This window comes from Pseudomonas sp. FP597 (assembly GCF_030687435.1).
GTDB classification, from domain to species: domain Bacteria; phylum Pseudomonadota; class Gammaproteobacteria; order Pseudomonadales; family Pseudomonadaceae; genus Aquipseudomonas; species Aquipseudomonas lactucae.
This window is the reverse complement of the sequence record NZ_CP117432.1, coordinates 1,117,260-1,143,544: the sequence shown is the minus strand read 5'-3', so window position 1 is coordinate 1,143,544 and position 26,285 is coordinate 1,117,260. Positions and strand designations below refer to the sequence as shown.

Annotated in this window: 32 protein-coding genes; 13 read left to right on the top strand and 19 right to left on the bottom strand. The window is 60.1% G+C overall.

Translation table 11 applies throughout. From position 1 onward, the window contains the following. Positions 1–3: 3 nt before the first annotated feature. Positions 4–561 carry a hypoxanthine-guanine phosphoribosyltransferase gene (locus PSH66_RS05250; RefSeq protein WP_305428514.1) on the bottom strand — a complete coding sequence of 186 codons (558 nt, stop codon included), beginning with the start codon at positions 559–561 and terminating at the stop codon, positions 4–6. 164 nt (positions 562–725) lie between these two features. On the opposite strand from PSH66_RS05250, the gene upp reads away from it, so the two are divergent. Beyond that, positions 726–1,364, top strand: coding sequence for a uracil phosphoribosyltransferase (gene upp / locus PSH66_RS05245; protein WP_003171828.1), 639 nt, complete (start codon positions 726–728; stop codon positions 1,362–1,364). Between the two features lie 2 nt (positions 1,365–1,366). Further along, the gene (locus PSH66_RS05240) at positions 1,367–2,641 is read left to right on the top strand and encodes a uracil-xanthine permease family protein (protein ID WP_003171827.1); all 1,275 of its coding nucleotides are present in this window, start codon (positions 1,367–1,369) and stop codon (positions 2,639–2,641) included. A gap of 63 nt (positions 2,642–2,704) precedes the next feature. Here PSH66_RS05240 and hisC read toward each other — a convergent pair whose 3' ends face one another. The 10 genes from hisC to PSH66_RS05190 form a co-directional block, all read right to left on the bottom strand. Further along, on the bottom strand, positions 2,705–3,757 hold the full coding sequence (hisC, locus tag PSH66_RS05235) for a histidinol-phosphate transaminase (protein ID WP_003171826.1): 1,053 nt from the start codon (positions 3,755–3,757) through the stop codon (positions 2,705–2,707). Between the two features lies 1 nt (position 3,758). Further along, positions 3,759–5,084: a histidinol dehydrogenase gene (gene hisD, locus PSH66_RS05230; protein WP_003171825.1), complete on the bottom strand. Its 1,326-nt coding sequence runs from the start codon at positions 5,082–5,084 to the stop codon at positions 3,759–3,761. A gap of 128 nt (positions 5,085–5,212) precedes the next feature. Then, complete coding sequence (gene hisG / locus PSH66_RS05225; RefSeq protein ID WP_003171824.1) at positions 5,213–5,848, bottom strand: ATP phosphoribosyltransferase; 636 nt, start codon at positions 5,846–5,848, stop codon at positions 5,213–5,215. 148 nt (positions 5,849–5,996) lie between these two features. Further along, a complete protein-coding gene (murA, locus tag PSH66_RS05220; RefSeq protein WP_071494136.1) occupies positions 5,997–7,262 on the bottom strand; it encodes a UDP-N-acetylglucosamine 1-carboxyvinyltransferase in 1,266 nt (421 codons plus the stop codon). Between the two features lie 23 nt (positions 7,263–7,285). Then, positions 7,286–7,525, bottom strand: a complete 240-nt coding sequence (locus PSH66_RS05215) for a BolA family protein (protein WP_003171818.1) — start codon at positions 7,523–7,525, stop codon at positions 7,286–7,288. A 114-nt stretch (positions 7,526–7,639) separates the two neighbouring features. Next, positions 7,640–7,945 (bottom strand): lipid asymmetry maintenance protein MlaB, encoded by a 306-nt coding sequence (locus PSH66_RS05210; RefSeq protein ID WP_305428513.1) that lies wholly within the window; start codon positions 7,943–7,945, stop codon positions 7,640–7,642. Further along, positions 7,942–8,589 (bottom strand): phospholipid-binding protein MlaC, encoded by a 648-nt coding sequence (locus PSH66_RS05205; RefSeq protein WP_141064026.1) that lies wholly within the window; start codon positions 8,587–8,589, stop codon positions 7,942–7,944. Before PSH66_RS05205 ends, PSH66_RS05210 begins: the two co-directional genes overlap by 4 nt. Positions 8,590–8,600: 11 nt before the next feature. Continuing rightward, positions 8,601–9,068 carry an outer membrane lipid asymmetry maintenance protein MlaD gene (gene mlaD / locus PSH66_RS05200; protein ID WP_003171814.1) on the bottom strand — a complete coding sequence of 156 codons (468 nt, stop codon included), beginning with the start codon at positions 9,066–9,068 and terminating at the stop codon, positions 8,601–8,603. Beyond that, a complete protein-coding gene (gene mlaE / locus PSH66_RS05195) occupies positions 9,068–9,865 on the bottom strand; it encodes a lipid asymmetry maintenance ABC transporter permease subunit MlaE (RefSeq protein WP_003171812.1) in 798 nt (265 codons plus the stop codon). The genes mlaD and mlaE overlap by 1 nt, the downstream gene beginning before the upstream one ends. Beyond that, positions 9,865–10,674 carry an ATP-binding cassette domain-containing protein gene (locus tag PSH66_RS05190; RefSeq protein ID WP_003171811.1) on the bottom strand — a complete coding sequence of 270 codons (810 nt, stop codon included), beginning with the start codon at positions 10,672–10,674 and terminating at the stop codon, positions 9,865–9,867. Before PSH66_RS05190 ends, mlaE begins: the two co-directional genes overlap by 1 nt. A gap of 311 nt (positions 10,675–10,985) precedes the next feature. Between PSH66_RS05190 and PSH66_RS05185 the strand changes: the two genes are divergently transcribed. From PSH66_RS05185 to PSH66_RS05140, 10 genes are all read left to right on the top strand, one after another. After that, positions 10,986–11,960, top strand: a complete 975-nt coding sequence (locus PSH66_RS05185; RefSeq protein ID WP_003171810.1) for a KpsF/GutQ family sugar-phosphate isomerase — start codon at positions 10,986–10,988, stop codon at positions 11,958–11,960. Further along, on the top strand, positions 11,961–12,485 hold the full coding sequence (locus tag PSH66_RS05180) for an HAD family hydrolase (RefSeq protein WP_003171809.1): 525 nt from the start codon (positions 11,961–11,963) through the stop codon (positions 12,483–12,485). A gap of 8 nt (positions 12,486–12,493) precedes the next feature. Next, positions 12,494–13,066, top strand: coding sequence for an LPS export ABC transporter periplasmic protein LptC (gene lptC / locus PSH66_RS05175; protein ID WP_003171808.1), 573 nt, complete (start codon positions 12,494–12,496; stop codon positions 13,064–13,066). Beyond that, positions 13,053–13,586, top strand: a complete 534-nt coding sequence (gene lptA / locus PSH66_RS05170; protein ID WP_003171807.1) for a lipopolysaccharide transport periplasmic protein LptA — start codon at positions 13,053–13,055, stop codon at positions 13,584–13,586. Before lptC ends, lptA begins: the two co-directional genes overlap by 14 nt. Further along, positions 13,586–14,311: an LPS export ABC transporter ATP-binding protein gene (lptB, locus tag PSH66_RS05165; RefSeq protein WP_003171806.1), complete on the top strand. Its 726-nt coding sequence runs from the start codon at positions 13,586–13,588 to the stop codon at positions 14,309–14,311. The genes lptA and lptB overlap by 1 nt, the downstream gene beginning before the upstream one ends. A 197-nt stretch (positions 14,312–14,508) precedes the next feature. Beyond that, complete coding sequence (locus PSH66_RS05160) at positions 14,509–16,002, top strand: RNA polymerase factor sigma-54 (RefSeq protein WP_078731583.1); 1,494 nt, start codon at positions 14,509–14,511, stop codon at positions 16,000–16,002. A gap of 75 nt (positions 16,003–16,077) precedes the next feature. Continuing rightward, complete coding sequence (gene hpf / locus PSH66_RS05155) at positions 16,078–16,383, top strand: ribosome hibernation-promoting factor, HPF/YfiA family (protein WP_003171804.1); 306 nt, start codon at positions 16,078–16,080, stop codon at positions 16,381–16,383. Between the two features lie 10 nt (positions 16,384–16,393). Next, the gene (ptsN, locus tag PSH66_RS05150; RefSeq protein WP_003171803.1) at positions 16,394–16,858 is read left to right on the top strand and encodes a PTS IIA-like nitrogen regulatory protein PtsN; all 465 of its coding nucleotides are present in this window, start codon (positions 16,394–16,396) and stop codon (positions 16,856–16,858) included. A 2-nt stretch (positions 16,859–16,860) separates the two neighbouring features. Further along, positions 16,861–17,718 carry an RNase adapter RapZ gene (gene rapZ / locus PSH66_RS05145; protein ID WP_078731581.1) on the top strand — a complete coding sequence of 286 codons (858 nt, stop codon included), beginning with the start codon at positions 16,861–16,863 and terminating at the stop codon, positions 17,716–17,718. 16 nt (positions 17,719–17,734) lie between these two features. Continuing rightward, on the top strand, positions 17,735–18,007 hold the full coding sequence (locus PSH66_RS05140) for an HPr family phosphocarrier protein (RefSeq protein WP_305428512.1): 273 nt from the start codon (positions 17,735–17,737) through the stop codon (positions 18,005–18,007). Between the two features lie 36 nt (positions 18,008–18,043). On the opposite strand, the gene PSH66_RS05135 is transcribed toward PSH66_RS05140, so the two are convergent. The 6 genes from PSH66_RS05135 to pmbA form a co-directional block, all read right to left on the bottom strand. After that, the gene (locus tag PSH66_RS05135; protein ID WP_305428511.1) at positions 18,044–18,937 is read right to left on the bottom strand and encodes a ZIP family metal transporter; all 894 of its coding nucleotides are present in this window, start codon (positions 18,935–18,937) and stop codon (positions 18,044–18,046) included. Between the two features lie 33 nt (positions 18,938–18,970). Continuing rightward, on the bottom strand, positions 18,971–19,582 hold the full coding sequence (locus PSH66_RS05130; RefSeq protein ID WP_305428510.1) for a superoxide dismutase: 612 nt from the start codon (positions 19,580–19,582) through the stop codon (positions 18,971–18,973). Between the two features lies 1 nt (position 19,583). Continuing rightward, entirely contained in the window at positions 19,584–20,012 is a 429-nt protein-coding gene (locus tag PSH66_RS05125; RefSeq protein ID WP_003171798.1) for a hypothetical protein, read from the bottom strand. Positions 20,013–20,039: 27 nt separating this feature from the next. Continuing rightward, positions 20,040–21,416, bottom strand: coding sequence for a lyase family protein (locus PSH66_RS05120; RefSeq protein WP_003171797.1), 1,377 nt, complete (start codon positions 21,414–21,416; stop codon positions 20,040–20,042). Beyond that, positions 21,409–21,804: a FagA protein gene (locus tag PSH66_RS05115; RefSeq protein WP_305428509.1), complete on the bottom strand. Its 396-nt coding sequence runs from the start codon at positions 21,802–21,804 to the stop codon at positions 21,409–21,411. The genes PSH66_RS05120 and PSH66_RS05115 overlap by 8 nt, the downstream gene beginning before the upstream one ends. A gap of 145 nt (positions 21,805–21,949) precedes the next feature. Further along, positions 21,950–23,296 carry a metalloprotease PmbA gene (gene pmbA / locus PSH66_RS05110; protein WP_003171795.1) on the bottom strand — a complete coding sequence of 449 codons (1,347 nt, stop codon included), beginning with the start codon at positions 23,294–23,296 and terminating at the stop codon, positions 21,950–21,952. 108 nt (positions 23,297–23,404) lie between these two features. Here pmbA and yjgA point away from each other — a divergent pair, with 108 nt between their 5' ends. Beyond that, on the top strand, positions 23,405–23,926 hold the full coding sequence (gene yjgA, locus PSH66_RS05105; protein WP_042944182.1) for a ribosome biogenesis factor YjgA: 522 nt from the start codon (positions 23,405–23,407) through the stop codon (positions 23,924–23,926). A gap of 45 nt (positions 23,927–23,971) precedes the next feature. Here the strand turns inward: yjgA and tldD are convergent, their stop codons facing one another. Further along, positions 23,972–25,414, bottom strand: coding sequence for a metalloprotease TldD (gene tldD / locus PSH66_RS05100; protein ID WP_003171793.1), 1,443 nt, complete (start codon positions 25,412–25,414; stop codon positions 23,972–23,974). A gap of 16 nt (positions 25,415–25,430) precedes the next feature. After that, on the bottom strand, positions 25,431–26,279 hold the full coding sequence (locus PSH66_RS05095) for a carbon-nitrogen hydrolase family protein (RefSeq protein WP_305428508.1): 849 nt from the start codon (positions 26,277–26,279) through the stop codon (positions 25,431–25,433). Between the last annotated feature and the right edge of the window lie 6 nt (positions 26,280–26,285).

The following is a 26,285-nucleotide window of genomic DNA, read 5'->3' as shown; positions in this document are numbered from 1 at the left end:
GACTTACATTCCTTTGACGGCGTAGATCCCATTGGCGTTGCGCCAGTAACCTTTGTAATCCATGCCGTAACCAAAGATGTAGCGGTCAATGCACGGCAGACCGACGTAATCGGCTTTCAGGTCCGGACGGGCCTTGCGGTCGTGGTCTTTGTCGATCAGCACGGCGGTGTGCACTTTGCGCGCGCCGGCGTGTTTGCAGAAGTCGATGATCGCGCCCAGGGTGTGACCTTCGTCGAGAATGTCGTCGATGATCAGCACGTCGCGGTCAATGAACGAGACTTCCGGCTTGGCCTTCCAGAACAGGTCGCCGCCGGTGGTTTCGTTGCGATAACGCGTGGCGTGCAGGTAGGACGCTTCCAGCGGGAATTGCAGATGGGTGAGCAATTTGCCGGCGAAAATCAGGCCGCCGTTCATCACGCAGAACACCACAGGGTTGGTGTCGGCCAGTTCGCGGCTGATGTGCGCGCCGACCTTGGCGATCGCCGCTTCGACTTGCGCTTCGGTGTACAGGCAGTCAGCCTCGCGCATGATTTGACGGATATGCTCGAGATCAGCGGACATGGCGCTCTCCAAGGGGGTGCTGTGGCAAGAAAAGCGGGCGAAGGTACGCTTCTCGTGCGCTCCGAGCAAGCCTTAATGGACTAACGTACTAGATGTCTATAGGACAACACTCTCGGATAGATTAATCTAGGCCGGTTTTTTTGCCCGCTGCCGGAGCCTTTCCCATGCCCACTCGCGAGATCCGCCACCCGCTGATCCGACACAAGCTCGGCCTTATGCGCCGCGCCGACATCAGCACGAAGAATTTCCGTGAGCTTGCTCAGGAAGTCGGAGCGTTGCTCACTTACGAAGCCACCAAGGATCTGCCCTTGGAAACCTACGATATTCAAGGCTGGGCGGGCACCGTCCAGGTCGAGAAAATCGCCGGCAAGAAGATCACTGTAGTGCCGATCCTGCGCGCCGGCATCGGCATGCTCGAAGGTGTACTCAGCCTGATCCCGGGCGCCAAGGTCAGCGCCGTGGGCGTGGCCCGCAATGAACAAACGTTGCAAGCCCACACCTACCTGGAAAAACTCGTCCCGGAAATCGACGAGCGCCTGGCGATGATCATCGACCCGATGCTCGCCACCGGCAGCTCCATGGTCGCTACCATCGACCTGCTGAAAAAAGCCGGCTGCAAGGACATCCGCGCCATGGTGCTGGTCGCCGCGCCCGAAGGCATTGCCGCCGTCGAGAAAGCGCACCCCGACGTGCAGATCTATACCGCCTCCATCGACGAGCGCCTGAATGAACACGGCTACATCATCCCGGGCCTGGGCGATGCCGGTGACAAGATCTTCGGCACCAAGCAGAAGGACGCGTAAGCATGCAGGATGAATTCAACGACCCGCTTTGGCGCCAGATCCTGTCTGGCGCACAAATGCTTTTCGTAGCATTTGGCGCGTTGGTGTTGATGCCACTGATCACAGGTCTTGATCCAAACGTCGCCCTGTTCACCGCCGGCCTGGGCACGCTGTTGTTCCAGGTGGTGACAGGTCGGCAGGTGCCGGTATTCCTGGCATCGAGCTTTGCCTTTATCACCCCGATCATCCTTGCCAAGGGCCAGTTCGGCCTCGCGGCAACCATGGGCGGCGTGATGGCGGCCGGTTTCGTCTATACGTTCCTGGGCCTGGCGGTGAAGATCAAGGGCACCGGCTTTATCGACCGGCTGCTGCCACCGGTCGTGATCGGGCCGGTGATCATTTCCATCGGCCTGGCCATGGCGCCGATTGCCGCGAACATGGCGATGGGCAAGTCCGGCGACGGTGCCGAGCTGATTCATTACCAGACGGCGATGATGATCTCGATGCCTGCGCTGCTCACCACGCTGATCGTGGCGGTCTTCGGCAAAGGCATTTTCCGCCTGGTGCCGATCATCTCCGGCGTACTGGTGGGTTTTGCCATGGCGTTCTACTTTGGCGTGGTCGACACGGCGAAGATCGCCGCCGCGCCATGGTTCGCCCTGCCCCACTTCACCGCGCCGGAATTCAACTGGCAGGCCATCCTGTTTATCGTCCCGGTGGCCCTTGCCCCGGCGATCGAACACATCGGCGGTGTGATTGCGGTGGGCAGCGTGACCGGTCGCGACTACCTGAAGAAGCCTGGCCTGCATCGCACCCTGCTGGGTGACGGCATTGCCACCACGGCAGCCGGCCTGTTCGGCGGCCCACCGAACACCACCTACGCCGAAGTGACCGGCGCGGTCATGCTGACCAAGAACTACAACCCGAAGATCATGACCTGGGCCGCGGTGTTTGCCATCAGCCTGGCGTTTATCGGCAAGTTCGGCGCACTGCTGCAGAGCATTCCGGTACCGGTGATGGGCGGGATTCTGTGCTTGTTGTTCGGTTCGATTGCGGCAGTGGGCATGAACACGCTGATCCGCCACAAGATCGACCTGGGCGAGGCGCGTAATTTGGTGATTGTGTCGGTAACCCTGGTATTCGGCATTGGCGGTGTGTTGGTCGGCACCGGCACCGGCCCGGATGATTTCGGCCTCAAGGGCATCGCCCTGTGTGCGGTGGTAGCGATTGGTTTGAACCTGTTGCTGCCGGGCAATGATGGTTGGAAGAACAAGAAGCCGGATGAGCCACTGCTGTAATTAGCAACACAAAACCAATGTGGAAGGGGGCTTGCTCCCTCCCACATTTGATTTCAGCGCCTGTTAGAGCTCACCGAGACCATCAATCAGCGCCTGGTTCTGCTCCGGCGTACCGATGCTGATCCGCAGGAATTGAGCAATTCGTTCCTGCTTGAAGTGACGCACGATCACACCCTGCTCACGCAGCTTGGCGGCCAACCCGGCAGCATCATGTTGTGGGTGGCGGGCAAAGATGAAGTTGGCCGCCGAAGGCAGCACCTCAAAACCTTTGGCCTCCAACTGCGCGACCAGCGTGTTGCGACTGTCGATCACCTTCTGGCAGGTCTTCTCGAAATACTCACGATCGTCGAACGCCGCCGACGCGCCGGCAATCGCCAGGCGATCCAGGGGGTAGGAGTTGAAGCTGTTCTTGACCCGCTCCAGCGCTTCGATCAGGTCCGGATGACCCACGGCCAGGCCCACACGCAAACCGGCCAGTGAGCGCGATTTGGACAGGGTCTGGGTTACCAGCAGGTTCGGGTAACGGTCCACCAGGCTGATGGCGGTTTCACCGCCGAAGTCGATGTAGGCCTCATCCACCACCACCACGGAGTCCGGGCTGGCCTTGACGATCTGCTCCACCGCGTCCAGCGCCAGCACGCAGCCGGTCGGCGCGTTCGGGTTGGGGAAGATGACCCCGCCATTGGGCCTGGCGTAGTCCGCGACACGGATCTGAAACTGTTCGTCCAGCGGCACCGGCTCGGACTCAATGCCGTAGAGGCCGCAGTACACCGGATAGAAGCTGTAGCTGATGTCCGGGAACAGCAGCGGCCGGTCGTGCTGGAACAGACCGTGGAAGATATGCGCCAGTACCTCGTCGGAACCGTTGCCAAGGAACACCTTGGCGGCGTCGATGCCGTAATACCTGGCCACGGCCTGCTTGAGCAGGTCGCTGTTGGGGTCCGGGTACAGGCGCAGGTTGTCGTTCAACTCGGCCTGCATCGCGGCCAGCGCCTTCGGTGAAGGGCCGTAGGGGTTTTCATTGGTGTTGAGCTTGACCAGCCTGGTCAGCTTCGGCTGTTCGCCGGGCACGTAAGGGACCAGGTCCTTGACGAAGGGGCTCCAGAATTTGCTCATCTCAATTACCTTTCTTGTCGTCAAGGATGCGATATTCCGCGCTGCGGGCGTGGGCGCTCAGGGATTCGCCACGGGCCAGTACCGAAGCGGTCTTGCCCAACTCGGAGGCGCCTTGTGGCGAGCAGAAGATGATCGATGAACGCTTCTGGAAGTCATACACCCCCAGCGGCGACGAGAAGCGCGCAGTGCCGGAGGTGGGCAACACATGGTTGGGACCTGCGCAGTAGTCGCCCAGGGCTTCGCTGGTGTGGCGCCCCATGAAGATCGCACCGGCGTGACGAATCGACGGCAGCCAGGCTTGTGGGTCGGCCACGGACAATTCCAGGTGCTCCGGCGCGATGCGGTTGGCCACTTCGATGGCCTGCTCCATGTCGCTCACCAGGATCAACGCACCACGGCCATTGATCGATTTCTCGATGATCTCGGCGCGGTCCATGGTCGGCAGCAGCTTCTCGATGCTGGCGGCGACCTTGTCGAGAAACTCGGCGTCCGGGCTGACCAGGATCGCCTGGGCGTCTTCGTCATGCTCGGCCTGGGAGAACAGGTCCATGGCGATCCAGTCCGGGTCGGTCTGGCCGTCGCAGACCACGAGGATTTCCGAGGGGCCGGCGATCATGTCGATGCCGACCTGGCCGAACACGTGGCGCTTGGCAGTGGCCACATAGATGTTGCCCGGACCGACAACCTTGTCGACCTTCGGCACGCTCTCGGTGCCATAGGCCAGCGCCGCCACGGCTTGAGCACCGCCGATGGTGAACACGCGATCGACACCGGCGATGCAGGCCGCCGCCAGCACCAGCTCGTTGATTTCACCACGCGGGGTCGGCACCACCATGACCACTTCGGTCACGCCCGCCACTTTGGCCGGGATCGCGTTCATCAGCACGGACGACGGATACGACGCCTTGCCACCCGGTACGTAAAGGCCGGCGCGGTCCAGCGGCGTAACCTTCTGGCCCAGCACGGTGCCGTCGGCCTCGGTGTAGCTCCAGGAATCCTGTTTCTGTTTTTCGTGGTAGCTGCGCACGCGCGCCGCCGCGACTTCCAGGGCTTCGCGCTGCGGCGCGGTAATGCGCGTCAGGGCCAGCTCCAGGCGTTCGCGAGGCAGGATCAGGTCGGCCATGGACTTGACGTCCAGACCATCGAACTGACGGGTGAAATCCACCAGCGCCGCGTCACCGCGTTCGCGCACGGCCTTGATGATGTCGAGTACTCGCTGATTGACCGAGCCGTCGGACACGCTTTCCCAGCTCAGCAGATGATCCAGATGATGGGCGAAATCCGGATCGGCAGCGTTGAGTCGGGCAATTGCAGTGGACGTGGTCATAGCGAGGGCCTCAATAGAATTGGCAAAAACTCAGGCGCCCTAAACTAGCAGTCGTTTCCGCTTGGGCACCTGAGAATTCTGGCTATGAGGCGGATAGACGGGCGCAGCTGTTGGGCTACGCGGGTGAGTCAACCGCGGTGTCGAGACTCCACTGCGGTGCGCAGGGTGTCGATCAACGCCTGGATACGGGCGTGCTGCATCTTCATCGACGCCTTGTTGACGATCAGGCGGGAGCTGATGTCTGCGATGAAGTCCTGGGGTTCGAGGCCATTGGCACGCAAGGTGTTGCCGGTGTCGACCACATCGATGATCTTGTCGGCCAGACCGATCAGCGGCGCCAGCTCCATCGAGCCATACAGCTTGATGATGTCGACCTGACGACCTTGTTCGGCGTAGTAGCGCTTGGCAACATTGACGAACTTGGTGGCCACGCGCAGGCGACCCTTGGGCTCGACATCACCGACACGGCCGGCAGTCATCAGTTTGCACAACGCGATACGCAGATCCAGAGGCTCGTACAGGCCCTGGCCACCATATTCCATCAGCACGTCTTTACCGGCGACGCCCAGGTCGGCCGCGCCATGTTCAACGTAGGTCGGCACGTCGGTAGCCCGCACGATCAGCAGACGAACGTCGTCCTGGGTCGTGGGGATGATCAGCTTGCGGCTCTTGTCCGGATTCTCGGTCGGCACGATGCCCGCTTCAGCCAGAAGCGGCAACGTGTCGTCAAGGATGCGGCCCTTGGACAGTGCGATGGTCAACATGGGAAACGTCAGTCCTTCATCAGGCTATTGCGGTCCGGACACAAACAGCGCCAGACACAGATCGAGGCCATGACAGCCTCGATTTGAAACGAATCACTTAACAGCAAACTGTGGCAAGGGAGCTTGCTCCCTTGCCACAATCCGAAGACTAACCCGGTACGCGGCGGATTTTGGCGCCGAGCATCTGCAGTTTTTCTTCAATGCACTCATAACCACGGTCGATGTGGTAGATGCGGTCGATCAGTGTATCGCCTTCGGCGATCAACGCCGAAATGACCAGGCTGGCCGAAGCACGCAGGTCGGTCGCCATGACGGGCGCGCCTTTGAGCTTCTCGGTGCCGGTGACGATGGCCGTGTTGCCTTCGACCTGGATCTTCGCGCCCATGCGGTGCAGTTCGTACACGTGCATGAAGCGGTTTTCGAAGATCGTCTCGATGACCGCACCGGTGCCTTCGGCAATGGCGTTCAGGGAAATGAACTGAGCTTGCATGTCGGTCGGGAATGCCGGGTACGGAGCGGTACGCACGTTGACGGCTTTTGGCCGCTTGCCGTGCATGTTCAGCTCGATCCAGTCTTCACCCGTGGTGATTTCCGCACCGGCTTCACGCAGTTTTTCTAAGACCGCTTCCAGGATGGTCGGATCGGTGTCCTTGACCTTGACGCGACCACCGGTAACGGCGGCGGCGACCAGGTAGGTACCGGTCTCGATGCGGTCAGGCATGACTTTGTAGGTGGCGGTGTGCAGACGCTCTACGCCATCGATGGTGATGGTGTCGGTGCCGGCACCGGAAACCTTCGCGCCCATGGCGTTCAGGAAGTTGGCCAGGTCGACCACTTCCGGCTCACGAGCGGCGTTCTGCAGCACGCTGCGGCCTTTGGCCAGGGCGGCGGCCATCATGATGTTCTCGGTACCGGTCACGCTGACGGTATCAAAGAAGAAGTTCGCGCCACGCAGGCCGCCTTCCGGCGCCTTGGCCTTGATGTAGCCGCCTTCGACGTCAATGACCGCGCCCATGGCTTCGAGGCCACGGATGTGCAGGTCCACCGGACGCGAGCCAATGGCGCAACCGCCAGGCAATGCGACTTCGGCTTCGCCGAAACGGGCAACCATCGGGCCCAGTACCAGGATCGACGCACGCATGGTTTTCACCAGCTCGTACGGCGCGATCAGGGTCTTGATGGTGCGCGGGTCGATTTCGACCGAGAGTTTCTCGTCGATCACCGGCTCAATGCCCATGCGACCGAACAGCTCGATCATGGTGGTGATGTCGTGCAGGTGCGGCAGGTTGGCCACGGTCACCGGGCCATCGCACAGCAGGGTCGCCGCCAGAATCGGCAAGGCAGAGTTTTTCGCACCGGAAATGCGGATCTCGCCATCAAGGCGGGCACCACCGGTAATAATCAATTTATCCATAAGAATCTCGACGCCTTGGGGGCTCAGGTGCGCTCGGCCCAGGCCGCGCGGCTGAAAAATTTCATAGTGACCGCATGGATGCTGCCATCGGTGATCCACGGGTTCAAATGGGCATAGATCTGCTGCTGACGCTTGACCGGGCTGAGTGCCGCCAGTTCATCGCTAATCACATTCAGCTGGAAATTGCAGCCTTCGCCTTCAACTTCAACAGTCGTTTCCGGCAGCTTTCCTTCGAGAAAGCTTTTAACTTCGTTGGCCTGCATGCTCAACCTCTATCGGCGCCCAGTGCGCGCGGGTCGCACATCATACAAAAAAGCCCCGCGCCTGCGAACCCCGTATAACAGGACTCTGACGGGGGGCTAGCTTGAAAGTATGTATTAAGGATGCGCCAACAGCTCGGTCAGACCGGAAACCTCGGCGATTTCGCGCATGTCGTCGGGCAACGCACGGATGCTGACCGGTTTTTTGGCCGCATCGGCATCGCGCATGAAGCACAACAGCAACGACAAGCCGACACTGCTGGACTTGGTCACCGCCGAGCAATCGACCACCAGCGCGGGAGCGCTGCTGGCCTTGATCAGCGCCTGGCCCTGCTTGCGCAGGTCCGGCCCGGTGCGGTAATCCAGCACGCCGCTGAGGAACAGCTCACCGGCTTCGCCAAGACGAACAGCCGACTCGGTCATTGCACGGTCTTCCCAGCTTCTTTATCGGAAGTTTCCTTGGCCTTGGCGACTTCACCGGCCCAACCATTGATAGTCTTGTCCAGGTCATTGCCATTGCGCTGCATGGCGTCGGCGAACTGGTCACGGAACAGCTTGCCGATGTTGATGCCGTTGATGATCACGTTACGCAGCTTCCACTCGCCGTTGACCTTTTCCAGCGTGTACTGCACAGGGTAGACGGCGCCGTTATTGCCTTTGACGCTCATGTTCACACTGGTGCGATCGCCTGACTCATCCCCGGCTGGAGCGACGGTGATGCCCTGGTTGTTGTACTCAAGCAGCGCGTTGCCATAGAACTGGAACAGGCCTTTCTTGAAGTTTTCCTGGAAGGTCTGCATCTGGGCAGGTGTTGCCTTGCGCGAATACTTGACCGTCATGATGCTGCGGGAAATGCCTTCGGCATCGACGACAGGGCCGACAATGGTGTTGAGCGCATTGTAGAACTTGCTTGGGTCTTGTTTGTACTGCTCTTTATTGGCAGTCAGGTCAGCCAGCATCTTGTTGGTCGTGTCCTGCACCAGCTCGTGCGCTGAGCCGGCCGCGTTCGCCATCAGCGGCAACGCTGCAAGCAGTACCAGAAGGCCACGTCGCAAGGTAGAGATCATGTGCAGATTCCTCATTTGGCGTCTTTATTGACCGTATTGAGCAGGAATTTACCGATCAGGTCTTCAAGCACCAGCGACGACTGCGTGTCGTGGATGGTCGAACCATCCTTGAGCAGGGCTGTTTCCCCGCCCACGCTGACACCGATGTACTTCTCGCCCAGCAAACCCGCAGTGAGGATAGATGCAGTGGAGTCAGTCGGCAGATTATCGACCTTCTTGTCCAGTTGCATCGTCACGCGCCCGGTAAAGCTGTCGCGGTCCAGATCGATTGCCGTGACCTTGCCGATGGTCACACCGGCCATGGTCACTTTAGCTCTGACAGTCAAACCGGCGATATTGTCGAAGTACGCGTAAAGTTTATAAGTATCGGCGGTGGGGCTGGCCGAAAGGCCGCTGACCCGCAGGGCCAGCAACAGTAAAGCCAGGATGCCAGCCAGCAAGAAAAGGCCGACACCGATTTCCACAGTGCGGTTTTGCATCAGAAATCTCCAAACATCAAGGCGGTCAAAATGAAGTCAAGGCCCAGTACCGCCAGCGAGGCGTACACAACGGTCTTGGTGGTGGCGCGACTGATCCCTTCTGAGGTGGGCTCACAGTCGTAGCCTTGGAATACGGCGATCCAGGTCACTACAAAGGCAAAGACGATGCTCTTTATGATGCCGTTGAGCACGTCACCGTTGAAGGTCACGCTGTTCTGCATGTTGCCCCAGTAAGAGCCGTCATAGACGCCCAGCCAGTCAACCGCCACCCACGAACCGCCCCAGATCCCCACCACGCTGAAGATCATCGCCAGCAGTGGCAGGGAAATGAAGCCGGCCCACAGGCGCGGGGCAACAATGTACTTGAGCGGGTCCACGCCAATCATTTCGAGGCTGGACAATTGCTCGGTGGACTTCATGTTGCCGATTTCGGCGGTCAACGCCGAACCGGCGCGGCCCGCAAACAACAATGCGGTGACCACCGGCCCCAGCTCACGCAACAGCGTCAGGGCGACCATCTGCCCAACGGCCTGCTCAGAACCGTAGCCGGAAAGGATATTGAAACCCTGCAACGCCAGCACCATGCCGATGAAAATCCCGGAAACCACGATGATCACCAGGGACATTACACCAACCGAATGCAGCTGCTTGATCAACAGGCCAAACCCGCCCCCAATGCCACCTCGACCGAGCAGGGCGTGAAACAGGAAAATCGTCGAACGGCCCAGCACTTCGACCATGTCGATGCCGGAGCGACCGAAAAGGCGAACCTTTTCGATGAGAGATGTCTTGCGCATCAGCGCTTCCCCAGAAGATCTGAGCGGTAATCCGCTGCCGGAAAGTGAAAAGGCACAGGGCCATCAGGATCGCCGGTCATGAATTGGCGAATACGCGGGTTGTCGGCGTTCATCAGTTCTTCAGGCGTGCCCTGCCCCAGCACCTGGCCATCGCCCACTACATAGAGGTAGTCGGCAATGCTCGCGGTTTCCGCCAGGTCATGGGACACGACGATGCTGGTGATGCCCAGCGCATCGTTGAGCAGGCGGATCAGGCGTACCAGCACGCCCATGGCGATCGGGTCCTGACCAACAAAAGGCTCGTCGTACATGAGGATCTGCGGGTCAAGGGCGATGGCTCGCGCCAGGGCCACACGGCGCTTCATGCCGCCGGACAGTTCGTCAGGCATCAGGTCGATGGCGCCGCGAAGGCCTACGGCCTGCAGTTTCAGCAACACAATGTCACGAATCATTTCATCAGACAGCTGGGTGTGCACGCGCAGCGGAAACGCCACGTTCTCGAATACATCGAGGTCGGTGAACAGCGCACCGCTCTGGAACAGGACGCCCATATGCTTGCGCGCATCGAACAGATCGCTGCGCGACAGCGTCGGCAGGTTCTGGCCATTGACCCACACTTCGCCGGCACTGGGGCGCAGTTGCATGCCCATCAGGCGCAACAGCGTAGTCTTGCCGCAGCCGGACGGCCCCATGATGCCCGTCACCTTGCCGCGGGGAATGCGAATATCGACGTTATTGAAGATGCTGCGCGTCCCGCGCTTGAAGGTCAGACCCTTCAGCTCGACCGCGTAGGCGTTATCGGCACTCATCTAAACTCCTTGGGATGCAGCCTCTCACTCAGACACCACGCTTGCGACAAACGTTTGCAACGGTGACGCAATAGATAGCCACATGGGCTGGGCGGACCGAACTGGCGGCGAACTATATCACTGCTGGTACAACGCGCCCAAGGCCGGAACTGCGCTTGTTCAGATCCAGGACAGGGAAAAAACGTTGCCGGCTATGTTACCAAGGCTGGAATCTCAGGCACCCGCTGAATAAAGCATGACGAACTTGCGTGAGGGAATCGATCATTACCGCTATAATCGCCGACTTTTCGTCAGGCTATACGATTTCAGACATGAGCCAATCCAGCGACCTTATTCAATCCGCACAACGCACCATCCGCCTCGAGCTTGAAGCCGTAGAAGGCTTGCTGGCACATATCGACGCAGATTTCGTACGCGCCTGCGAGATGATTCTGGCCAGCAAGGGCCGCGTTGTCGTGGTCGGCATGGGCAAGTCGGGCCACGTCGGCAACAAGATCGCCGCCACCCTGGCCAGCACCGGAACCACCGCGTTTTTCGTGCATCCCGCCGAGGCCAGCCACGGCGACATGGGCATGATCACCAAGGATGACATCATCCTGGCGCTGTCCAACTCCGGCACCACCAACGAAATCGTGACCCTGCTGCCGCTGATCAAACGCCTGGGGATCCAGATGATCAGCATCACCGGCAACCCGGACTCGACGCTGGCCAAGGCCGCCGAAGTGAACCTGAATGTTCACGTGGCCCACGAAGCCTGCCCGCTGAACCTGGCGCCGACCTCCTCCACCACCGCCGCGCTGGTCATGGGCGATGCCCTCTCCGTAGCGTTGCTGGAGGCCCGCGGGTTCACCGCCGAAGATTTCGCGTTTTCACATCCTGGCGGCGCCCTGGGCCGGCGCCTGCTGTTGAAAGTAGAGAATGTCATGCATTCGGGCGATGAATTGCCTCACGTGCAGCGCGGCACCCTGCTGAAGGACGCGCTGATGGAAATGACCCGCAAAGGCCTGGGCATGACCGTGATCCTGGAAGCCGACGGGCGCCTGGCCGGCGTGTTCACCGACGGTGACTTGCGGCGCACCCTGGACCGCACCATCGATATCCACACCGCAACCATCGACGCGGTCATGACTCCACACGGCAAGACCGCACGCCCCGAGATGCTCGCGGCCGAAGCATTGAAGATCATGGAAGACCACAAGATCGGCGCGCTGGTGGTGGTCGATAATCACGACCACCCGGTAGGCGCCCTGAACATGCACGACTTGTTGCGTGCGGGAGTGATGTAAATGACCAGCGATTTATTGCAACGCGGCAAGCACATCAAGTTGGCGATTTTCGACGTTGATGGCGTGCTGACCGATGGCCGCCTGTACTTTCTCGAAGACGGCAGCGAATTCAAGACATTCAACACACTGGACGGCCAGGGCATCAAGATGCTGATGGCGGCAGGTGTGCAGACGGCGATTATCAGCGGCCGAAAAACCCCCGTTGTGGAACGCCGCGCACAAAACCTGGGAATTGCTCACCTGTATCAGGGCCGTGAGGATAAACTGGTGGTGCTGGACGAGCTTCTTGGCCAACTCAACCTAAGCTATGAGCAGGTCGCCTACCTGGGCGATGACCTGCCGGACTTGCCGGTCATTCGCCGGGTGGGCCTGGGCATGGCCGTCGCCAACGCGGCGGCGTTCGTTCGCGAGCACGCCCATGGCATCACCACCGCCCGTGGTGGCGAAGGTGCGGCCCGTGAGTTCTGCGAACTGATTCTGCGAGCCCAGGGCAGCCTTGAAGCGGCCCACGCCGCCTACTTATAGAGCGTTATATGCTGAGCAAAAAGATTCGCAACTTCCTGCTATTCGGAGTCATCGCCGCGCTGTTCCTGGCGGTGGGCTACTGGAATATCAGCCCGGAGCGCTTCCTCGACCAGCCTGCCGCGCAGGTCGACAAAGGCGCTATCGACTATTACGCCACCAACGCCTACAGCGTGCAGTTCCTGCCCGACGGCAAGGTGCAGTATGAAATGACCTCGGACAAGGTCGAGCATTTGAAGGCCAGCGAAGTTACCTTGCTGACCAACCCGGACTTGAACCTTTATCGCGGCACTGAGTTTCCCTGGCACGTCACCAGCAAGCGTGGCGAAGTGAACCCGGACGGCACCCAGGTGGAGCTGATTGACTCGGTGCGCGTCGCGCGCACCGATGCCAAGAACCGTGACACCGTGATTACCAGCAGTCGCATGACCGTATTCCCACAGAAGCAATATGCGCAGACCGAGCAAGACGTTAGAATCGACGGCGCTGGCGGTGTATCGACTGGCAAGGGAATGAAAGCGTATTTGAAAGAAAGCAGGATACACCTGCTATCGAACGTAAGAGGACAGTATGAGGCTCGTTAAAACTCTCCCTATTTTGCTCGGCCTGGGCGCTGTACTGGGAAGCGTGAGCGCCTGGGCTCTGCCGAACGATAGCCAGCAGCCGATCCACATTTCGGCTGATGATGCGCAACTGGATGACAAGCAAGGTGTAGCGACCTACACCGGCGGCGTGATCATCACCCAAGGTTCGATGAAGATCACCGGTAATACCGTAACGCTGACGCGCACCCAAAGCGGTGACATCGACGTCGTGACTTCGGTAGGCAACCTGGCTTACTTCGAACAGAAGCAGTCGGCTACCGACACAGGTCCGATGAAAGGCTACGGCAAGACTATCCAGTATCACGCCCAGCAGAATCGCATCGTCCTGATTGACCAGGCCAAGGTGCTGAGCCCGGACGGCAACTCCACGGAAGGTGAAAAAATCACCTATGACACCGTGAAGCAGATCGCTAACGCCGGTCGCGCCAATGGCAGCAAAGTCACCGCGCCGCGCCCACGCATCGACATGGTTATCCAGCCGAAGAAGAAGGCCGAGTAATGGCAACCCTGAAAGCCCAGCATCTGGCCAAGGCCTATAAAAGCCGTCAGGTCGTGCGCGACGTCAGCCTGTCGATCGACAGCGGCCAGATCGTCGGCTTGCTCGGCCCCAACGGCGCCGGCAAGACCACCTGCTTCTATATGATCGTCGGCCTGGTCCAGGCGGACCAGGGTCGCGTTCTGATCGACGACCTGGATGTCAGCCACCAGCCGATGCACGGCCGTGCGCGGGCCGGTATCGGCTATCTTCCCCAGGAAGCGTCGATCTTCCGCAAACTGTCGGTTGCGGACAACATCATGGCGATCCTTGAGACCCGCAAGGAACTCGACCGCGATGGGCGCCGCAAGGAGCTGGAAAGCCTGCTGCAGGAATTCCACATCAACCACATTCGCGACAACCTGGGCATGAGCCTGTCCGGTGGTGAACGCCGCCGCGTGGAAATCGCCCGTGCCCTGGCGACCGCCCCCAAGTTCATCTTGCTGGACGAACCGTTTGCCGGCGTCGACCCGATCTCGGTCGGTGACATCAAGCAGATCATCCACCACCTCAAGGCCAAGGGTATCGGTGTGCTGATCACCGACCACAACGTGCGTGAAACCCTCGATATCTGCGAAACCGCGTATATCGTTAACGATGGCCAATTGATCGCCGAGGGTGACTCCGCGACTATCCTCGCCAACGAACTGGTCAAGGAAGTGTACCTGGGTCACGAGTTCCGCCTGTAAACCTGTCCGTACCGACAAGGCGGCGGCAAGTCGGTCGCCTGGAGCGCGGGAGTCAATAAAAACCTCGAGTTTTTTATTGTTACCGCGCTCTAGGCAAAGCCCCCGATATCAGGCATATAATTTGCTTATGTTTGGCGCTCACGCGCCCTGTCGTGGATGGCGCACTGCGCCGGCGAATAAGGTGTTAAGCCCCTGCCATGAAACCATCGCTAGTCCTGAGAATGGGCCAGCAGCTGACGATGACACCGCAGCTGCAACAGGCCATCCGCCTGCTCCAATTGTCGACCCTGGACCTGCAACAGGAAATCCAGGAGGCCTTGGAGTCCAATCCGATGCTCGAACGCCAGGAAGAGGGCGACGACTTCGATAATGCAGACCCGCTGGCCGACAACATCGAGCAAAAACCCAATTCCGACGTGCAGGAACCGTCCTATCAGGAAACCGCCCCGACGGTGGATAACCTTGAGGAAGGCGACTGGAACGAACGCATTCCCAACGAACTCCCGGTGGACACCGCCTGGGAAGACGTCTACCAGACCAGTGCCAGCAGCCTGCCCAGCAACGACGATGACGAGTGGGACTTCACCACCCGCACCTCCGCCGGCGAAAGCCTGCAGAGCCATCTGCTGTGGCAACTGAACCTGGCGCCGATGTCGGACACCGATCGCCTGATCGCCGTGACCCTGATCGACTGCATCAACAACCAGGGCTATCTGGACGAGACGCTCGAAGAAATTCTCGATGCCTTCGACCCGGAACTGGACATCGAACTGGACGAAATCGAAGCCGTCCTGCACCGCATCCAGCAGTTCGAACCCGCCGGTATCGGCGCGCGCACCCTCAGCGAATGCCTGCTGCTGCAACTGCGCCAGTTGCCCGCCAAGACTGCGTGGCTCGCGGAAGCCCAACGCCTGGTCACCGATTACATCGACCTGCTGGGCAGCCGCGACTACAGCCAGTTGATGCGCCGCATGAAGCTCAAGGAAGATGACCTGCGCCAGGTCATCGAGCTGGTGCAAAGCCTCAACCCGCGCCCAGGCTCGCAGATCGAATCCAGCGAAGCCGAATACGTGATTCCCGATGTGATCGTGCGCAAGGACAACGAACGCTGGCTGGTTGAGCTTAACCAGGAGTCGGTGCCGCGCCTGCGCGTCAACCCGCAATACGCCGGTTTTGTAAAACGCGCCGACACCAGTGCCGACAATACCTTCATGCGCAACCAGTTGCAGGAAGCGCGCTGGTTCATCAAGAGCCTGCAAAGCCGCAACGAAACCCTGATGAAAGTGGCCACCCAGATCGTCGAGCACCAGCGCGGCTTCCTGGAGTACGGCGACGAGGCGATGAAGCCGCTGGTCCTGCATGACATCGCCGAAGCGGTGGGCATGCACGAGTCGACGATTTCACGGGTGACCACGCAGAAATTCATGCATACCCCACGGGGTATCTATGAGCTGAAATACTTTTTCTCCAGCCACGTCAGCACCTCCGAGGGCGGCGAATGCTCGTCCACGGCGATCCGCGCGATCATCAAAAAACTGGTTGCCGCGGAAAATCAGAAAAAGCCGTTGAGTGACAGCAAGATCGCTGGTTTACTGGAGGCACAAGGCATTCAGGTCGCCCGTCGAACCGTCGCCAAGTACCGCGAGTCCCTTGGGATCGCGCCTTCCAGCGAGCGTAAGCGTTTGATGTGACGGGCGGGCCACAGCGTTCCAGTGGCGGGTATTCCTACCCGCCGCTTTATGCACTGGCAACGAAGGAGAAGCTGTATGCAAGTCAACATCAGTGGACACCAGCTGGAAGTCACCAAGCCCCTGCGTGAGTACACCGAGAGCAAGCTGAACAAGCTTGCGGGGCATTTTGACAAGATCACCAACGTGCAGGTCATCATGGAGGTCGATAAGCTCAAGCAGAAAATCGAGGCCACCCTGCACGTACCGAATGCCAAGCTCGTCGCCAATGCTGAGCATGAGGACATGTACGCGGCGATTGACTCGCTCTACGACAAGCTGGACCGCCAACTCATAAAGCATAAGGAAAAGAATCTGCACCTGATGCAAGGTACAGGTCGTTAACCCTCCCCCCATGATCCGACTTGAATCCATCCTGACCCCCGGCCGTTCCCTCGTGAACGTGCCGGGCGGCAGCAAGAAAAAAGCCCTCGAACAAATTGCCAACCTGATCCACCGCGAGGTGCCGGATCTGGAGATGCAAGATGTCTTCGAAGCGCTGGTTGCCCGTGAAAAACTCGGCTCCACAGGTTTTGGCAACGGTATCGCCATTCCTCACTGCCGCCTCAAAGGTTGCAATAGTCCCGTGAGCGCCCTGCTGCACCTGGAAGCGCCCATCGATTTCGACGCCATCGACGGTGCCCCGGTCGACCTGCTGTTTGTGCTGCTGGTCCCGGAAGCCGCCACCGATGCGCACCTGGAACTGCTCCGGCAGATCGCCAGCATGCTCGACCGCAAGGACGTCCGCGACAAACTGCGCAGTGCCAGCAGCAATGAGGCGCTGTATCAAGTTGTCCTGGATGAACAAAACGGGCACTAATCATGCGTTTGATCATCGTCAGCGGCCGCTCAGGCTCGGGTAAAAGCACCGCGCTCAATGTGCTTGAGGACAGCGGCTTCTATTGCATCGACAACCTGCCCGCCGGCCTGCTGCCGGAACTGGCGGAACGTGCACTTATTCACACCGAATTGGCGCAACCGCTGGTAGCCGTTTCGATTGACGCGCGCAACTTGCCCAGCCACCTGTCGCGCTTCCCGGAACTGCTTGAAGAAGTGCGCGCCAAGCATATCCACTGTGATGTGCTGTACCTGGACGCCGACGAGGAGACACTGCTCAAGCGTTTCTCCGAAACCCGTCGACGCCACCCGCTCAGTAGCCCGCACCGCTCCCTGGCCGAAGCCATCGAGGACGAAACCAAGCTGCTGGGCCCGATCATTGATCTGGCCGACCTCAAGATCAACACCACCAGTCTCAACCTGTATCAACTGCGCGACGCTATCAAGCTGCGCCTGTTGAGCCAGCCCGAGCCCGGCACGGCGTTTCTCGTCGAGTCATTCGGCTTCAAGCGTGGGATGCCGGTGGATGCCGACCTGGTGTTCGATGTGCGCTGCCTGCCCAACCCCTACTGGAAGCCTGAACTGCGCGAGCAGTCCGGGTTGGACCAGCCTGTGGCTGAGTACCTGGCCGCGCAGCCTGATGTAGAGGAGATGTTCCAGGACATTTCCAGCTACTTGCTCAAATGGTTGCCGCGTTTCGCCGCGAGCAATCGCGCGTATGTCACCATTGCCATCGGCTGCACCGGCGGCCACCACCGCTCCGTCTACCTGACCGAACGCCTGGGCCAGGTGCTGCAACAAACCCTCAAGAACGTCCAGGTCCGCCACCGCGACCTCAGCTGAAAGGAACACCCCCGCGATGCCCGCTCGTGAAATTGAAATCATCAACAAGCTGGGTTTGCACGCCCGGGCCTCGGCCAAGTTCGTCGGCGTCGCCGGGCAGTTTCCCTGCCAGATCCGCGCCGGGCGCAGCCCGGACTCCATGGTCGATGGCAAGAGCATCATGGCCATGATGATGCTGGCGGCCGGCAAGGGCACAACGATTCATTTGAAGACCGAAGGCGAGCAAGAACAGGAAGCGATGGATGCCCTGGTGGCGCTGATCAACAACTACTTTGACGAGGGCGAATAAACCCGCTTTTGACTCAGGCACGAGGCCGCAATGGCCTCAGCCCAACGCAGTATCCATCACCATCATCAAGCAGAACCCGATGCACAAGCCAAGGCTGGCCAGTTTTTCGTGGCCATTGCGGCGCGATTCGGGGATGACTTCGTGAGTCACCACCAGCAACATCGCCCCAGCCGCCAGCGCCAGCCCCAGAGGTAACAGCACCTGCGCCAGGCTCACCAACCAGGCGCAGAGCACGGCGAATACCGGTTCTACCAAACCTGAAGCGGCACCGATCAGGAACGCCTTGACCCGCGACATCCCCGCCCCGGCCAATACCAAGGCAATTACCAGGCCTTCTGGTACATCCTGCAAGGCAATGCCCATGGCCAGGCTGTCCGCATCCGGCATGCCGCCACCGGCGGAGACACCCACCGCCATGCCTTCCGGAATGTTGTGAGCGATGATGGCAAATACAAACAGCCAGATGCGCGGCGGGATTACCGGTTTTTCCGGAGTGCCCACCAGCATTTCCGGGCTGGCACCGGAGACTCTGCGATCCACCAGGTACAACCCGAACGCCCCCAGCATAATGCCGAAGCTGATCAAGCCGCCCGCGCCCCAGGGCGAGAGCCCCAGGCTTTGGGCCGCCGTTATGCCCGGCACAACCAATGAAAACGCAGTCGCCGCCAACATCACACCGGCACCAAAGCCCAACAAGGTATCGCCCAAGGCCACCGGCATCCGCCGAATCACCAGCACCGGCACCGCGCCCAACGCCGTGCCGAGCGCGCAGATCGCCCCGCCCTGCAACGCGCGCAGGATGCGCGGTGCCAGGTCCAGCCAGGCCAGCCCGTGGGCCACCAGCAATGTCGTCCCTGCCAATAACAGCAGCGAGCCAAACGCATAACGGAACATTCGCACGCTGCTGATCGCCAATGTTTCAGTGCCCATAGTCGGCCTTAGATCTTGTTATGAGGGTGAATGTCAGGCCAGGGCGGCTTGATAGCGTGCGGCGACTTCCGGCCAGTTGATAACACTGTAGAAGGCATTGATGTATTCCGGGCGACGGTTCTGGTACAGCAAGTAGTAGGCATGTTCCCAGACATCCAGGCCAAGGATCGGCGTATTGCCGTTCATCAACGGGCTATCCTGGTTACCGCTGCTTTCCACCACCAGGGTCTTTTGCGGGGTAACGCTCAGCCAGGCCCAGCCACTGCCGAAACGGGTCAACGCCGCCTTGGTAAACGCGTCCTTGAAACTGTCGAAACCACCCAGTTGCTCATCGATTGCCTTGCCAAGGGCCCCTTCAGGCTTGCCCCCGCCTTGGGGCGACATCACGGCCCAGAACAGCGAGTGATTGGCGTGGCCGCCGCCCTGGTTGATCACCGCCGCGCGTAGTTTCTCCGGCAATTGCTGAACACTGGACACCAGTTTCTCTATCGGCCAACCGGCGAATTCGGTGCCCTCGACCGCCGCGTTCAAGTTGTTGATGTAGGTCTGGTGATGCTTGGTGTAGTGAATCTCCATGGTTTGCGCATCGATATGCGGTTCCAGGGCGTCATAGGCGTAAGGCAAGGCAGGCAAGGTGTAAGTCATATCAATGTGCTCCGTATTGAGGAGGGGTCGGATGCGCCGCAGTACCGCCCAGCAGGCGATGGGTACGCGGGTACTCACCGTGATCGCTGATAAAATTCAATAATTCGACGTAGGTCTTACTGCTCTGGTGCAACGCCGCTTCGCGCAGTTGTGGGCTCAAGCGTGCGTCCTGCATGGTCTGAAGCAGGCGTTGGTGAATGGCGCACAGGTATTCGGCGCTTTCCTCTGGCTGGTTCAGGCGCAGGTGCAGGTCCGCCAGGTTGTGATGGGAAATCACGCAAGCCGCCACAGCTTCGTCAGCATCCGACCAGCGTTCAAACAATACCTGGGCCAGGGCCAGGGCCTGCAGATAGGCCTCGCGAGCATCGACCAGATCACCCTGCATAAAGCAGCGATTGGCGCGTTCGATCGTGCGTTTCCAGTGCTCCATGGTGAGCCTCCAAAGCGGGGTCGGTGATTACACGCCGCCGGCCGTGAGCTTTTCCGGATCCAGCAGAATTTCCAGTTGGCTGCGAGGCAAGTCAGTGTGTTCAAGAGCGACATCGATCACTGGACGACCCTGTTGATAGGCCTTCTTGGCGATTTCAGCGGCCTTTTGGTAACCAATGATCGGATTGAGCGCGGTGACCAGGATCGGATTGCGTGACAACGCCTCCTTGAGCTTGGCCTCGTTGACCTTGAAGCTGGCAATGGCTTTGTCCGCCAGCAAACGGCTGGCATTGGCCAGCAGCTCCAGGCTGCTGAGCAGGTTCTGGGCAATGATCGGCAGCATCACGTTCAGTTCGAAGTTGCCGGATTGGCCGGCAACCGTGATCACCGTGTCATTGCCGATGACTTGCGCAGCCACCATGGCGGTCGCCTCCGGGATCACCGGATTGACTTTGCCCGGCATGATCGACGAGCCAGGCTGCAAGCCTTCCAGCTCGATTTCACCCAGGCCTGCGAGTGGGCCGGAGTTCATCCAGCGCAGGTCATTGGCGATTTTCATCAGCGACACGGCGGTGGCTTTCAATTGGCCAGAGACGGCGACAGCGGTGTCCTGGGAGCCAATCAGCGCGAACAGGTTCTTGCCCGGCGTGAACTTCACACCGGTCAGGCTGCTCAGTTGCTGACTGAACCGTGCGGCAAACTCCGGGTGCGCATTAATTCCGGTACCCACCGCCGTGCCGCCCTGCGCCAGGGCTTGCAGGCTCGGCAGCAAGCCTTGCAGGTGGCCGATATTGGCCCTGAGTTGCTGCGCCCAACCATTGAGCACCTGGCTCATGCGTACCGGCATAGCGTCCATCAGGTGTGTGCGGCCGGTCTTGACGAAGGGATGAACCTCCTCTGCCTTCTGCTCGATCACCTGCACCAGGTGCAGCAAGGCCGGCAATGTTTGCTCATGCAACACCAGCGCGGCGCTGACATGGATGGTGGTCGGAATGATGTCGTTGCTGCTTTGCCCGCAGTTCACATGGTCATTGGGGTTGACCGCCTCGCCCAGCAAACGGCTGGCCAGGGTGGCGATCACTTCGTTGGCGTTCATGTTGGAACTGGTGCCGGAGCCGGTCTGGAAGATATCCACCGGGAAATGCGGCATGAAATCGCCTTCCAGCAAGCCCTGGGCGGCGTCGACAATGGCCTTGCCCTGCCCTTCGCTGATCTGCTTGAGATCGACGTTGACCTTGGCCGCTGCGGCCTTGGCCAGGATCAGTGCACGAATGAATTGTGCCGGCATGGGTTGGTGACTGATCGGAAAGTTATTCACCGCACGCTGGGTTTGGGCACCGTACAGGGCCTCGGCAGGTACTTGCAGCTCGCCCATGCTGTCGCGTTCGATACGGGTGTTACTCATCGGAAGATCCTTGCACCAAGTCGGAGTGAGAAATCGAAGGCAGCAATTGGCACGTCGCCAATTGCCAGGCAAAGGTCTGCCAGCGCTTGAGGCGGCAGGCACAGTGGGAAAGTTTTTCCAGGTCTCGCAGCGGGCGCCAGGCCTGGTCCAGGCACATGGAACGCCAATGCCACGGCAGCGCGATATCGCTGGCGGTGTCGATCAACAGGCAGAACGCTGTTTCAGCAATGGTCCACGGATGGGTCGCGGTGCAACACGCCAGGTATCGCCCCTCGCTGAGGTAATGTTCGATCAGGCGAGGCTCATTGGGATCGAGGCCACAGCGAATCTGACGACTCATCCAGCGCCAGCTTTCCAGGTACGGATCCTCATGCAGGACAGAACTCATGCTCCACACTCGCTCGGTAATGATATTTATTATTAAATGATATTGAGAATCAAAACAATAGCGGCCGACTAATCGTTCTGCGGCGCGCGCATAAAAAAAGCACGCCATCGTGGGATGGCATGCCTTTTATGAAGCGAGGGAGGTGTTAGCTACCGGCGACGGTCATTCGCTCGATCAACACCGAACCGGTGCGGATATTGCTGCGCAGTTCCAGGTCATTACCCACGGCAACGATCTGCTTGAACATATCGCGCATGTTGCCGGCGATGGTCACTTCCTGGACGGCGAATTGAATCTCGCCGTTTTCCACCCAAAAACCCGCCGCGCCTCGGGAATAGTCACCGGTGACCATGTTCAGGCCATGGCCCATCAATTCGGTCACCAGCAGACCGCGCCCCATGCGCCGCAATAATGCTGCCTGGTCCTCGTCCCCGTGGGTCACAAACAGGTTATGCACACCGCCCGAGTTGGCCGTGCTGGGCAGGCCGAGTTTACGGCCAGCGTAGGTGCCCAGTACGTAGGAGACCAGCTCGCCGTTCTCGACGAACGGTTTGGCATAGGTTGCCAAGCCATCACCGTCGAACGCCGAGCTGCCCATGGCACGCATCAAGTGTGGGCGCTCATCGATGGTCAGCCATTCAGGGAACAACTTCTGGCCGATAGCCCCCTCAAGGAACGACGACTTGCGATACAGGTTGCCGCCGGAAATCGCGCCCAGGAAACTGCCGAACAACCCTCCGGCCAGTTCAGCCGAAAACAGCACAGGCACTTCACAGGTCGGCACCGGGCGCGCACCCAGACGGCTCGCGGCGCGTTGTGCGGCGCGTTGGCCAATGCTCACCGGGTCTGCCAGCAACTCACCCTGACGATTCACGTCGTACCAGTAATCGCGCTGCATCTGGCCATTGGCCTCAGCGATCATCACGCAGCTCAAACTATGGCGAGTGGACGCATAACCGCCAATAAAACCATGGCTGTTTCCGTACACGCGACAACCCTGATGCGTACTCAATGTGGTGCCATCGGCATTCTTGATCCGACTATCGGCATCGAATGCCGCCGCCTCACAGGTCAGGGCCTGTTCAATAGCTTGCTCCGGCGTGATATCCCAGGCATGAAACAGATCAAAATCCTTCAAGTCCCTGGCCATCAATGCCTTGTCAGCCAGGCCCGAGCTTTCATCCTCGGAGGTGTGCTTGGCGATTGCCAATGCCGCGGCCACAGTTTCACGAATCGCTTCCGGACCGCTGGCCGAGGTACTGGCCGAGCCTTTGCGCTGGCCCACGTACAAGGTGATGCCAAATCCCTGGTCACGGTTGAACTCAACGGTTTCCACTTCGCGCTGGCGCACCGATGTCGACAGGCCCTGTTCCAGCGACACCGCGACTTCACAGGCACTGGCCCCCTGGCGCTTGGCCTCGGCCAGGATCTGCTCGACTTGTTCCTGCAGGGCCGGTAACGCTTGCGGACCGACGCTTTGGGCTGCACTCATGGTTTTCTCCACTCAAATTCTGCTTTCGGTTAAGGCCATCGAGCGACCGGGCCGGACAAGCGGCCCCCGACTGGTTATCATGGCGACGTTTCTTTGCGGACTGCCACCATGGTTGATTCTTACGACGACTCCCTCGATGGGGAGAAAAGCAAAACCCAGGTCAAACGCGAGCTGCATGCTCTGGTTGACCTCGGCGAGCGTCTTACAACGCTCAAGAAAGACTTGATTGCAAAATTGCCACTGACCGACGAAATGCGCCGGGCGCTTGCGGATGCACCGAAGCACACCGCGAATATCGCGCGCAAACGGCACATCATGTTTATCGGCAAGCTGATGCGCGATCAGGACATTGACGCCATTCTGACCTTGCTCGACCAAACCGATGCCTCCACTCGCCAGTACAACGAACGCTTCCACAACCTGGAGCGTTGGCGTGATCGCCTGATCGAGGGCGATGACGCGGTGCTGGAGAAATTCGTCTTGGACTACCCGGACGCGGACCGCCAGCAATTGCGCTCCCTGATCCGTCAAGCCCAGCATGAGCAGGCGCATAACAAGGCGCCGGCCACCAGCCGTAAAATCTTCAAGTACATCCGTGAGCTGGACGAGACTCAACGCGGCCTGCGTTGATGCCCTTCCCCGGGTGGCGATCCTTGCCACCCGAAGCTCCACCCCTTACGACCCCGTGCCACCCACGGTGATTGCATCAATCTTCAGCGTTGGCTGGCCGACACCCACCGGCACCGACTGCCCATCCTTCCCGCAAGTGCCCACGCCACTGTCCAGCGACAGGTCATTACCGACCATCGACACCTTGCTCATGGCTTCCGGGCCGTTGCCAATCAACGTCGCCCCCTTGACCGGCGCGGTAATCTTGCCGTCTTCGATCAGGTACGCTTCGCTGGTGGAGAACACGAACTTGCCACTGGTGATATCCACCTGGCCACCGCCGAGGTTGGCGCAGTAGATCCCGCGCTTCACCGAGGCAATGATTTCCGCCGGATCGCTTTGCCCTCCGAGCATGTAGGTATTGGTCATGCGCGGCATCGGCAAGTGCGCGTAGGACTCGCGACGGCCATTGCCGGTGCGCGCCACGCCCATCAGGCGAGCGTTGAGCTTGTCTTGCATGTAGCCTTTGAGCACACCGTTTTCGATCAACGTGGTGCACTCGGTCGGCGTGCCTTCGTCATCGACGCTCAGCGAGCCGCGACGCCCGGCCAGCGTGCCATCATCGACGATGGTGCACAGCTTGGAAGCAACCATCTCACCCATACGCCCGCTGTAAGCGGAGCTGCCCTTGCGGTTGAAGTCCCCTTCCAGGCCGTGGCCCACCGCTTCGTGCAGCAACACACCGGACCAGCCTGACCCCAACACCACCGGCAAGGTACCCGCCGGCGCCGGAATGGCCTCCAGGTTCACCAGCGCCTGGCGCAGCGCCTCACGGGCATAGCCCATGGCACGGTCCTCGGCGAGGAAATAACGGTAGTCGGTACGCCCGCCGCCGCCATGGCCGCCACGCTCGCGGCGGCCGTTCTGCTCGACGATCACACTGACATTGAAGCGCACCAACGGCCGTACATCCGCAGCCAACCCGCCATCAGTGGACGCCACCAGGATGCGCTCCCACACCCCCGCCATGCTCACAGTGACCTGCTGGATACGCGGGTCGAGGGCGCGGGTGGCCGCATCGATGCGCTTGAGCAGCTCGACCTTTTCCGCACGGCTGATCACTTCCAAGGGGTTATCCGGTGCGTACAACTGGGCCACGTCCTGGGTACTGAATGCCTGCACCGTGCCATTTTGGCCGGCACGGGAGATCGAACGCGCCGCGCGGGCAGCCAATCCCAAGGCCTCCAGAGTGATGGCGTTACTGTAGGCAAAGCCGGTTTTTTCCCCGGATTGCGCACGCACGCCTACACCCTGGTCAAGGTTGAAACTGCCTTCCTTGACGATGCCATCTTCCAGCGCCCAGGATTCGGATATCTGCCCTTGGAAATACAGGTCGGCGGCGTCGATGCCTGGCCCGGCGAGATCGCCCAGCACGGTTTGCAAGCTTTCGATGGTCACGCCACCGGGTGCCAGGAGATGTTCACTGACTGAGGACAACAACTCGCTCATAGGTTTGGCCTTAAATTCATCGTTCCGAAGCAGGCCGCTGTGCGCCCTGCGAGAAAAAGCGCCGATGGTTGACCACCGGCATGCGCGCCCGTATCGACGCCTGTTCAGTACTATCGCGTTCGGCCAGCAACACCGCCTCGCCTTGATCCCGTTGGGCCAGCACACGCCCCCACGGGTCGACAATTGCCGCGTGCCCATGGGTTTCCCGTGGCCCCGGATGCACACCGCCCTGGGCAGCCGCCAGCAGGTAGCACTGGGTTTCGATGGCCCGCGCGCGAATCAGTACATCCCAATGCGCGGCCCCGGTCACGGCGGTAAACGCTGAAGGCGCGCTAATCAATTCAGCGCCTGCGGCACGCAACTCGCTGTACAACTCGGGGAAGCGCAGGTCGTAACACACCGTCAGGCCCAAACGGCCGACCGGCGTATCGGCCACCACCACATTGCTTCCGAAAGCATAGTCATCAGACTCGCGATAGCGACCCCGAGCGTCCGCCACATCCACATCGAACAAATGCAGTTTGTCGTAACGGGCGACGATTTCACCGTGATAATCAATCAGCAGCGAGCAGGCATTGGCCTTGGCGTTCGGTTGATCCCTGGGCGGCAACGGCAAAGTGCCAGCCACTATCCATAAGGTGAGGTCGCGGGCGGTCTGTTTCAACCACGGCAGGATCGGACCTTCGCCCAGCGCTTCGGCACGGCCGATATCCGCGACGTCGCGGCGACCCATGGCGGCGAAGTTTTCCGGCAGCACCGCAAGCTTCGCACCGCCGGCCGCCGCTTGTTCCAGCAAGCGCCGGGCCTGGGCCAGATTGGTCAGCACATCGCTCTGGCTGACCATTTGAATTACCGCAAAGGACATGGGCCG

What these genes read in the sequence shown, in the direction of transcription:
- murA (WP_071494136.1), bottom strand. Translation starts at nt 7,262, where the DNA reads ATGGATAAATTGATTATTACCGGTGGTGCCCGCCTTGATGGCGAGATC.
- mlaD (WP_003171814.1), bottom strand. Translation starts at nt 9,068, where the DNA reads ATGCAAAACCGCACTGTGGAAATCGGTGTCGGCCTTTTCTTGCTGGCT.
- PSH66_RS05250 (WP_305428514.1), bottom strand. Translation starts at nt 561, where the DNA reads ATGTCCGCTGATCTCGAGCATATCCGTCAAATCATGCGCGAGGCTGAC.
- PSH66_RS05125 (WP_003171798.1), bottom strand. Translation starts at nt 20,012, where the DNA reads ATGGAGCACTGGAAACGCACGATCGAACGCGCCAATCGCTGCTTTATG.
- lptC (WP_003171808.1), top strand. Translation starts at nt 12,494, where the DNA reads ATGCTGAGCAAAAAGATTCGCAACTTCCTGCTATTCGGAGTCATCGCC.
- hisD (WP_003171825.1), bottom strand. Translation starts at nt 5,084, where the DNA reads ATGACCACGTCCACTGCAATTGCCCGACTCAACGCTGCCGATCCGGAT.
- PSH66_RS05185 (WP_003171810.1), top strand. Translation starts at nt 10,986, where the DNA reads ATGAGCCAATCCAGCGACCTTATTCAATCCGCACAACGCACCATCCGC.
- PSH66_RS05205 (WP_141064026.1), bottom strand. Translation starts at nt 8,589, where the DNA reads ATGATCTCTACCTTGCGACGTGGCCTTCTGGTACTGCTTGCAGCGTTG.
- mlaE (WP_003171812.1), bottom strand. Translation starts at nt 9,865, where the DNA reads ATGCGCAAGACATCTCTCATCGAAAAGGTTCGCCTTTTCGGTCGCTCC.
- PSH66_RS05215 (WP_003171818.1), bottom strand. Translation starts at nt 7,525, where the DNA reads ATGCAGGCCAACGAAGTTAAAAGCTTTCTCGAAGGAAAGCTGCCGGAA.
- PSH66_RS05210 (WP_305428513.1), bottom strand. Translation starts at nt 7,945, where the DNA reads ATGACCGAGTCGGCTGTTCGTCTTGGCGAAGCCGGTGAGCTGTTCCTC.
- pmbA (WP_003171795.1), bottom strand. Translation starts at nt 23,296, where the DNA reads ATGAGTGCAGCCCAAAGCGTCGGTCCGCAAGCGTTACCGGCCCTGCAG.
- PSH66_RS05190 (WP_003171811.1), bottom strand. Translation starts at nt 10,674, where the DNA reads ATGAGTGCCGATAACGCCTACGCGGTCGAGCTGAAGGGTCTGACCTTC.
- PSH66_RS05180 (WP_003171809.1), top strand. Translation starts at nt 11,961, where the DNA reads ATGACCAGCGATTTATTGCAACGCGGCAAGCACATCAAGTTGGCGATT.
- lptB (WP_003171806.1), top strand. Translation starts at nt 13,586, where the DNA reads ATGGCAACCCTGAAAGCCCAGCATCTGGCCAAGGCCTATAAAAGCCGT.
- PSH66_RS05140 (WP_305428512.1), top strand. Translation starts at nt 17,735, where the DNA reads ATGCCCGCTCGTGAAATTGAAATCATCAACAAGCTGGGTTTGCACGCC.
- ptsN (WP_003171803.1), top strand. Translation starts at nt 16,394, where the DNA reads ATGATCCGACTTGAATCCATCCTGACCCCCGGCCGTTCCCTCGTGAAC.
- hisC (WP_003171826.1), bottom strand. Translation starts at nt 3,757, where the DNA reads ATGAGCAAATTCTGGAGCCCCTTCGTCAAGGACCTGGTCCCTTACGTG.
- PSH66_RS05130 (WP_305428510.1), bottom strand. Translation starts at nt 19,582, where the DNA reads ATGACTTACACCTTGCCTGCCTTGCCTTACGCCTATGACGCCCTGGAA.
- tldD (WP_003171793.1), bottom strand. Translation starts at nt 25,414, where the DNA reads ATGAGCGAGTTGTTGTCCTCAGTCAGTGAACATCTCCTGGCACCCGGT.
- PSH66_RS05160 (WP_078731583.1), top strand. Translation starts at nt 14,509, where the DNA reads ATGAAACCATCGCTAGTCCTGAGAATGGGCCAGCAGCTGACGATGACA.
- PSH66_RS05240 (WP_003171827.1), top strand. Translation starts at nt 1,367, where the DNA reads ATGCAGGATGAATTCAACGACCCGCTTTGGCGCCAGATCCTGTCTGGC.
- hisG (WP_003171824.1), bottom strand. Translation starts at nt 5,848, where the DNA reads ATGTTGACCATCGCACTGTCCAAGGGCCGCATCCTTGACGACACGTTG.
- yjgA (WP_042944182.1), top strand. Translation starts at nt 23,405, where the DNA reads ATGGTTGATTCTTACGACGACTCCCTCGATGGGGAGAAAAGCAAAACC.
- upp (WP_003171828.1), top strand. Translation starts at nt 726, where the DNA reads ATGCCCACTCGCGAGATCCGCCACCCGCTGATCCGACACAAGCTCGGC.
- PSH66_RS05135 (WP_305428511.1), bottom strand. Translation starts at nt 18,937, where the DNA reads ATGGGCACTGAAACATTGGCGATCAGCAGCGTGCGAATGTTCCGTTAT.
- lptA (WP_003171807.1), top strand. Translation starts at nt 13,053, where the DNA reads ATGAGGCTCGTTAAAACTCTCCCTATTTTGCTCGGCCTGGGCGCTGTA.
- PSH66_RS05095 (WP_305428508.1), bottom strand. Translation starts at nt 26,279, where the DNA reads ATGTCCTTTGCGGTAATTCAAATGGTCAGCCAGAGCGATGTGCTGACC.
- rapZ (WP_078731581.1), top strand. Translation starts at nt 16,861, where the DNA reads ATGCGTTTGATCATCGTCAGCGGCCGCTCAGGCTCGGGTAAAAGCACC.
- hpf (WP_003171804.1), top strand. Translation starts at nt 16,078, where the DNA reads ATGCAAGTCAACATCAGTGGACACCAGCTGGAAGTCACCAAGCCCCTG.
- PSH66_RS05120 (WP_003171797.1), bottom strand. Translation starts at nt 21,416, where the DNA reads ATGAGTAACACCCGTATCGAACGCGACAGCATGGGCGAGCTGCAAGTA.
- PSH66_RS05115 (WP_305428509.1), bottom strand. Translation starts at nt 21,804, where the DNA reads ATGAGTTCTGTCCTGCATGAGGATCCGTACCTGGAAAGCTGGCGCTGG.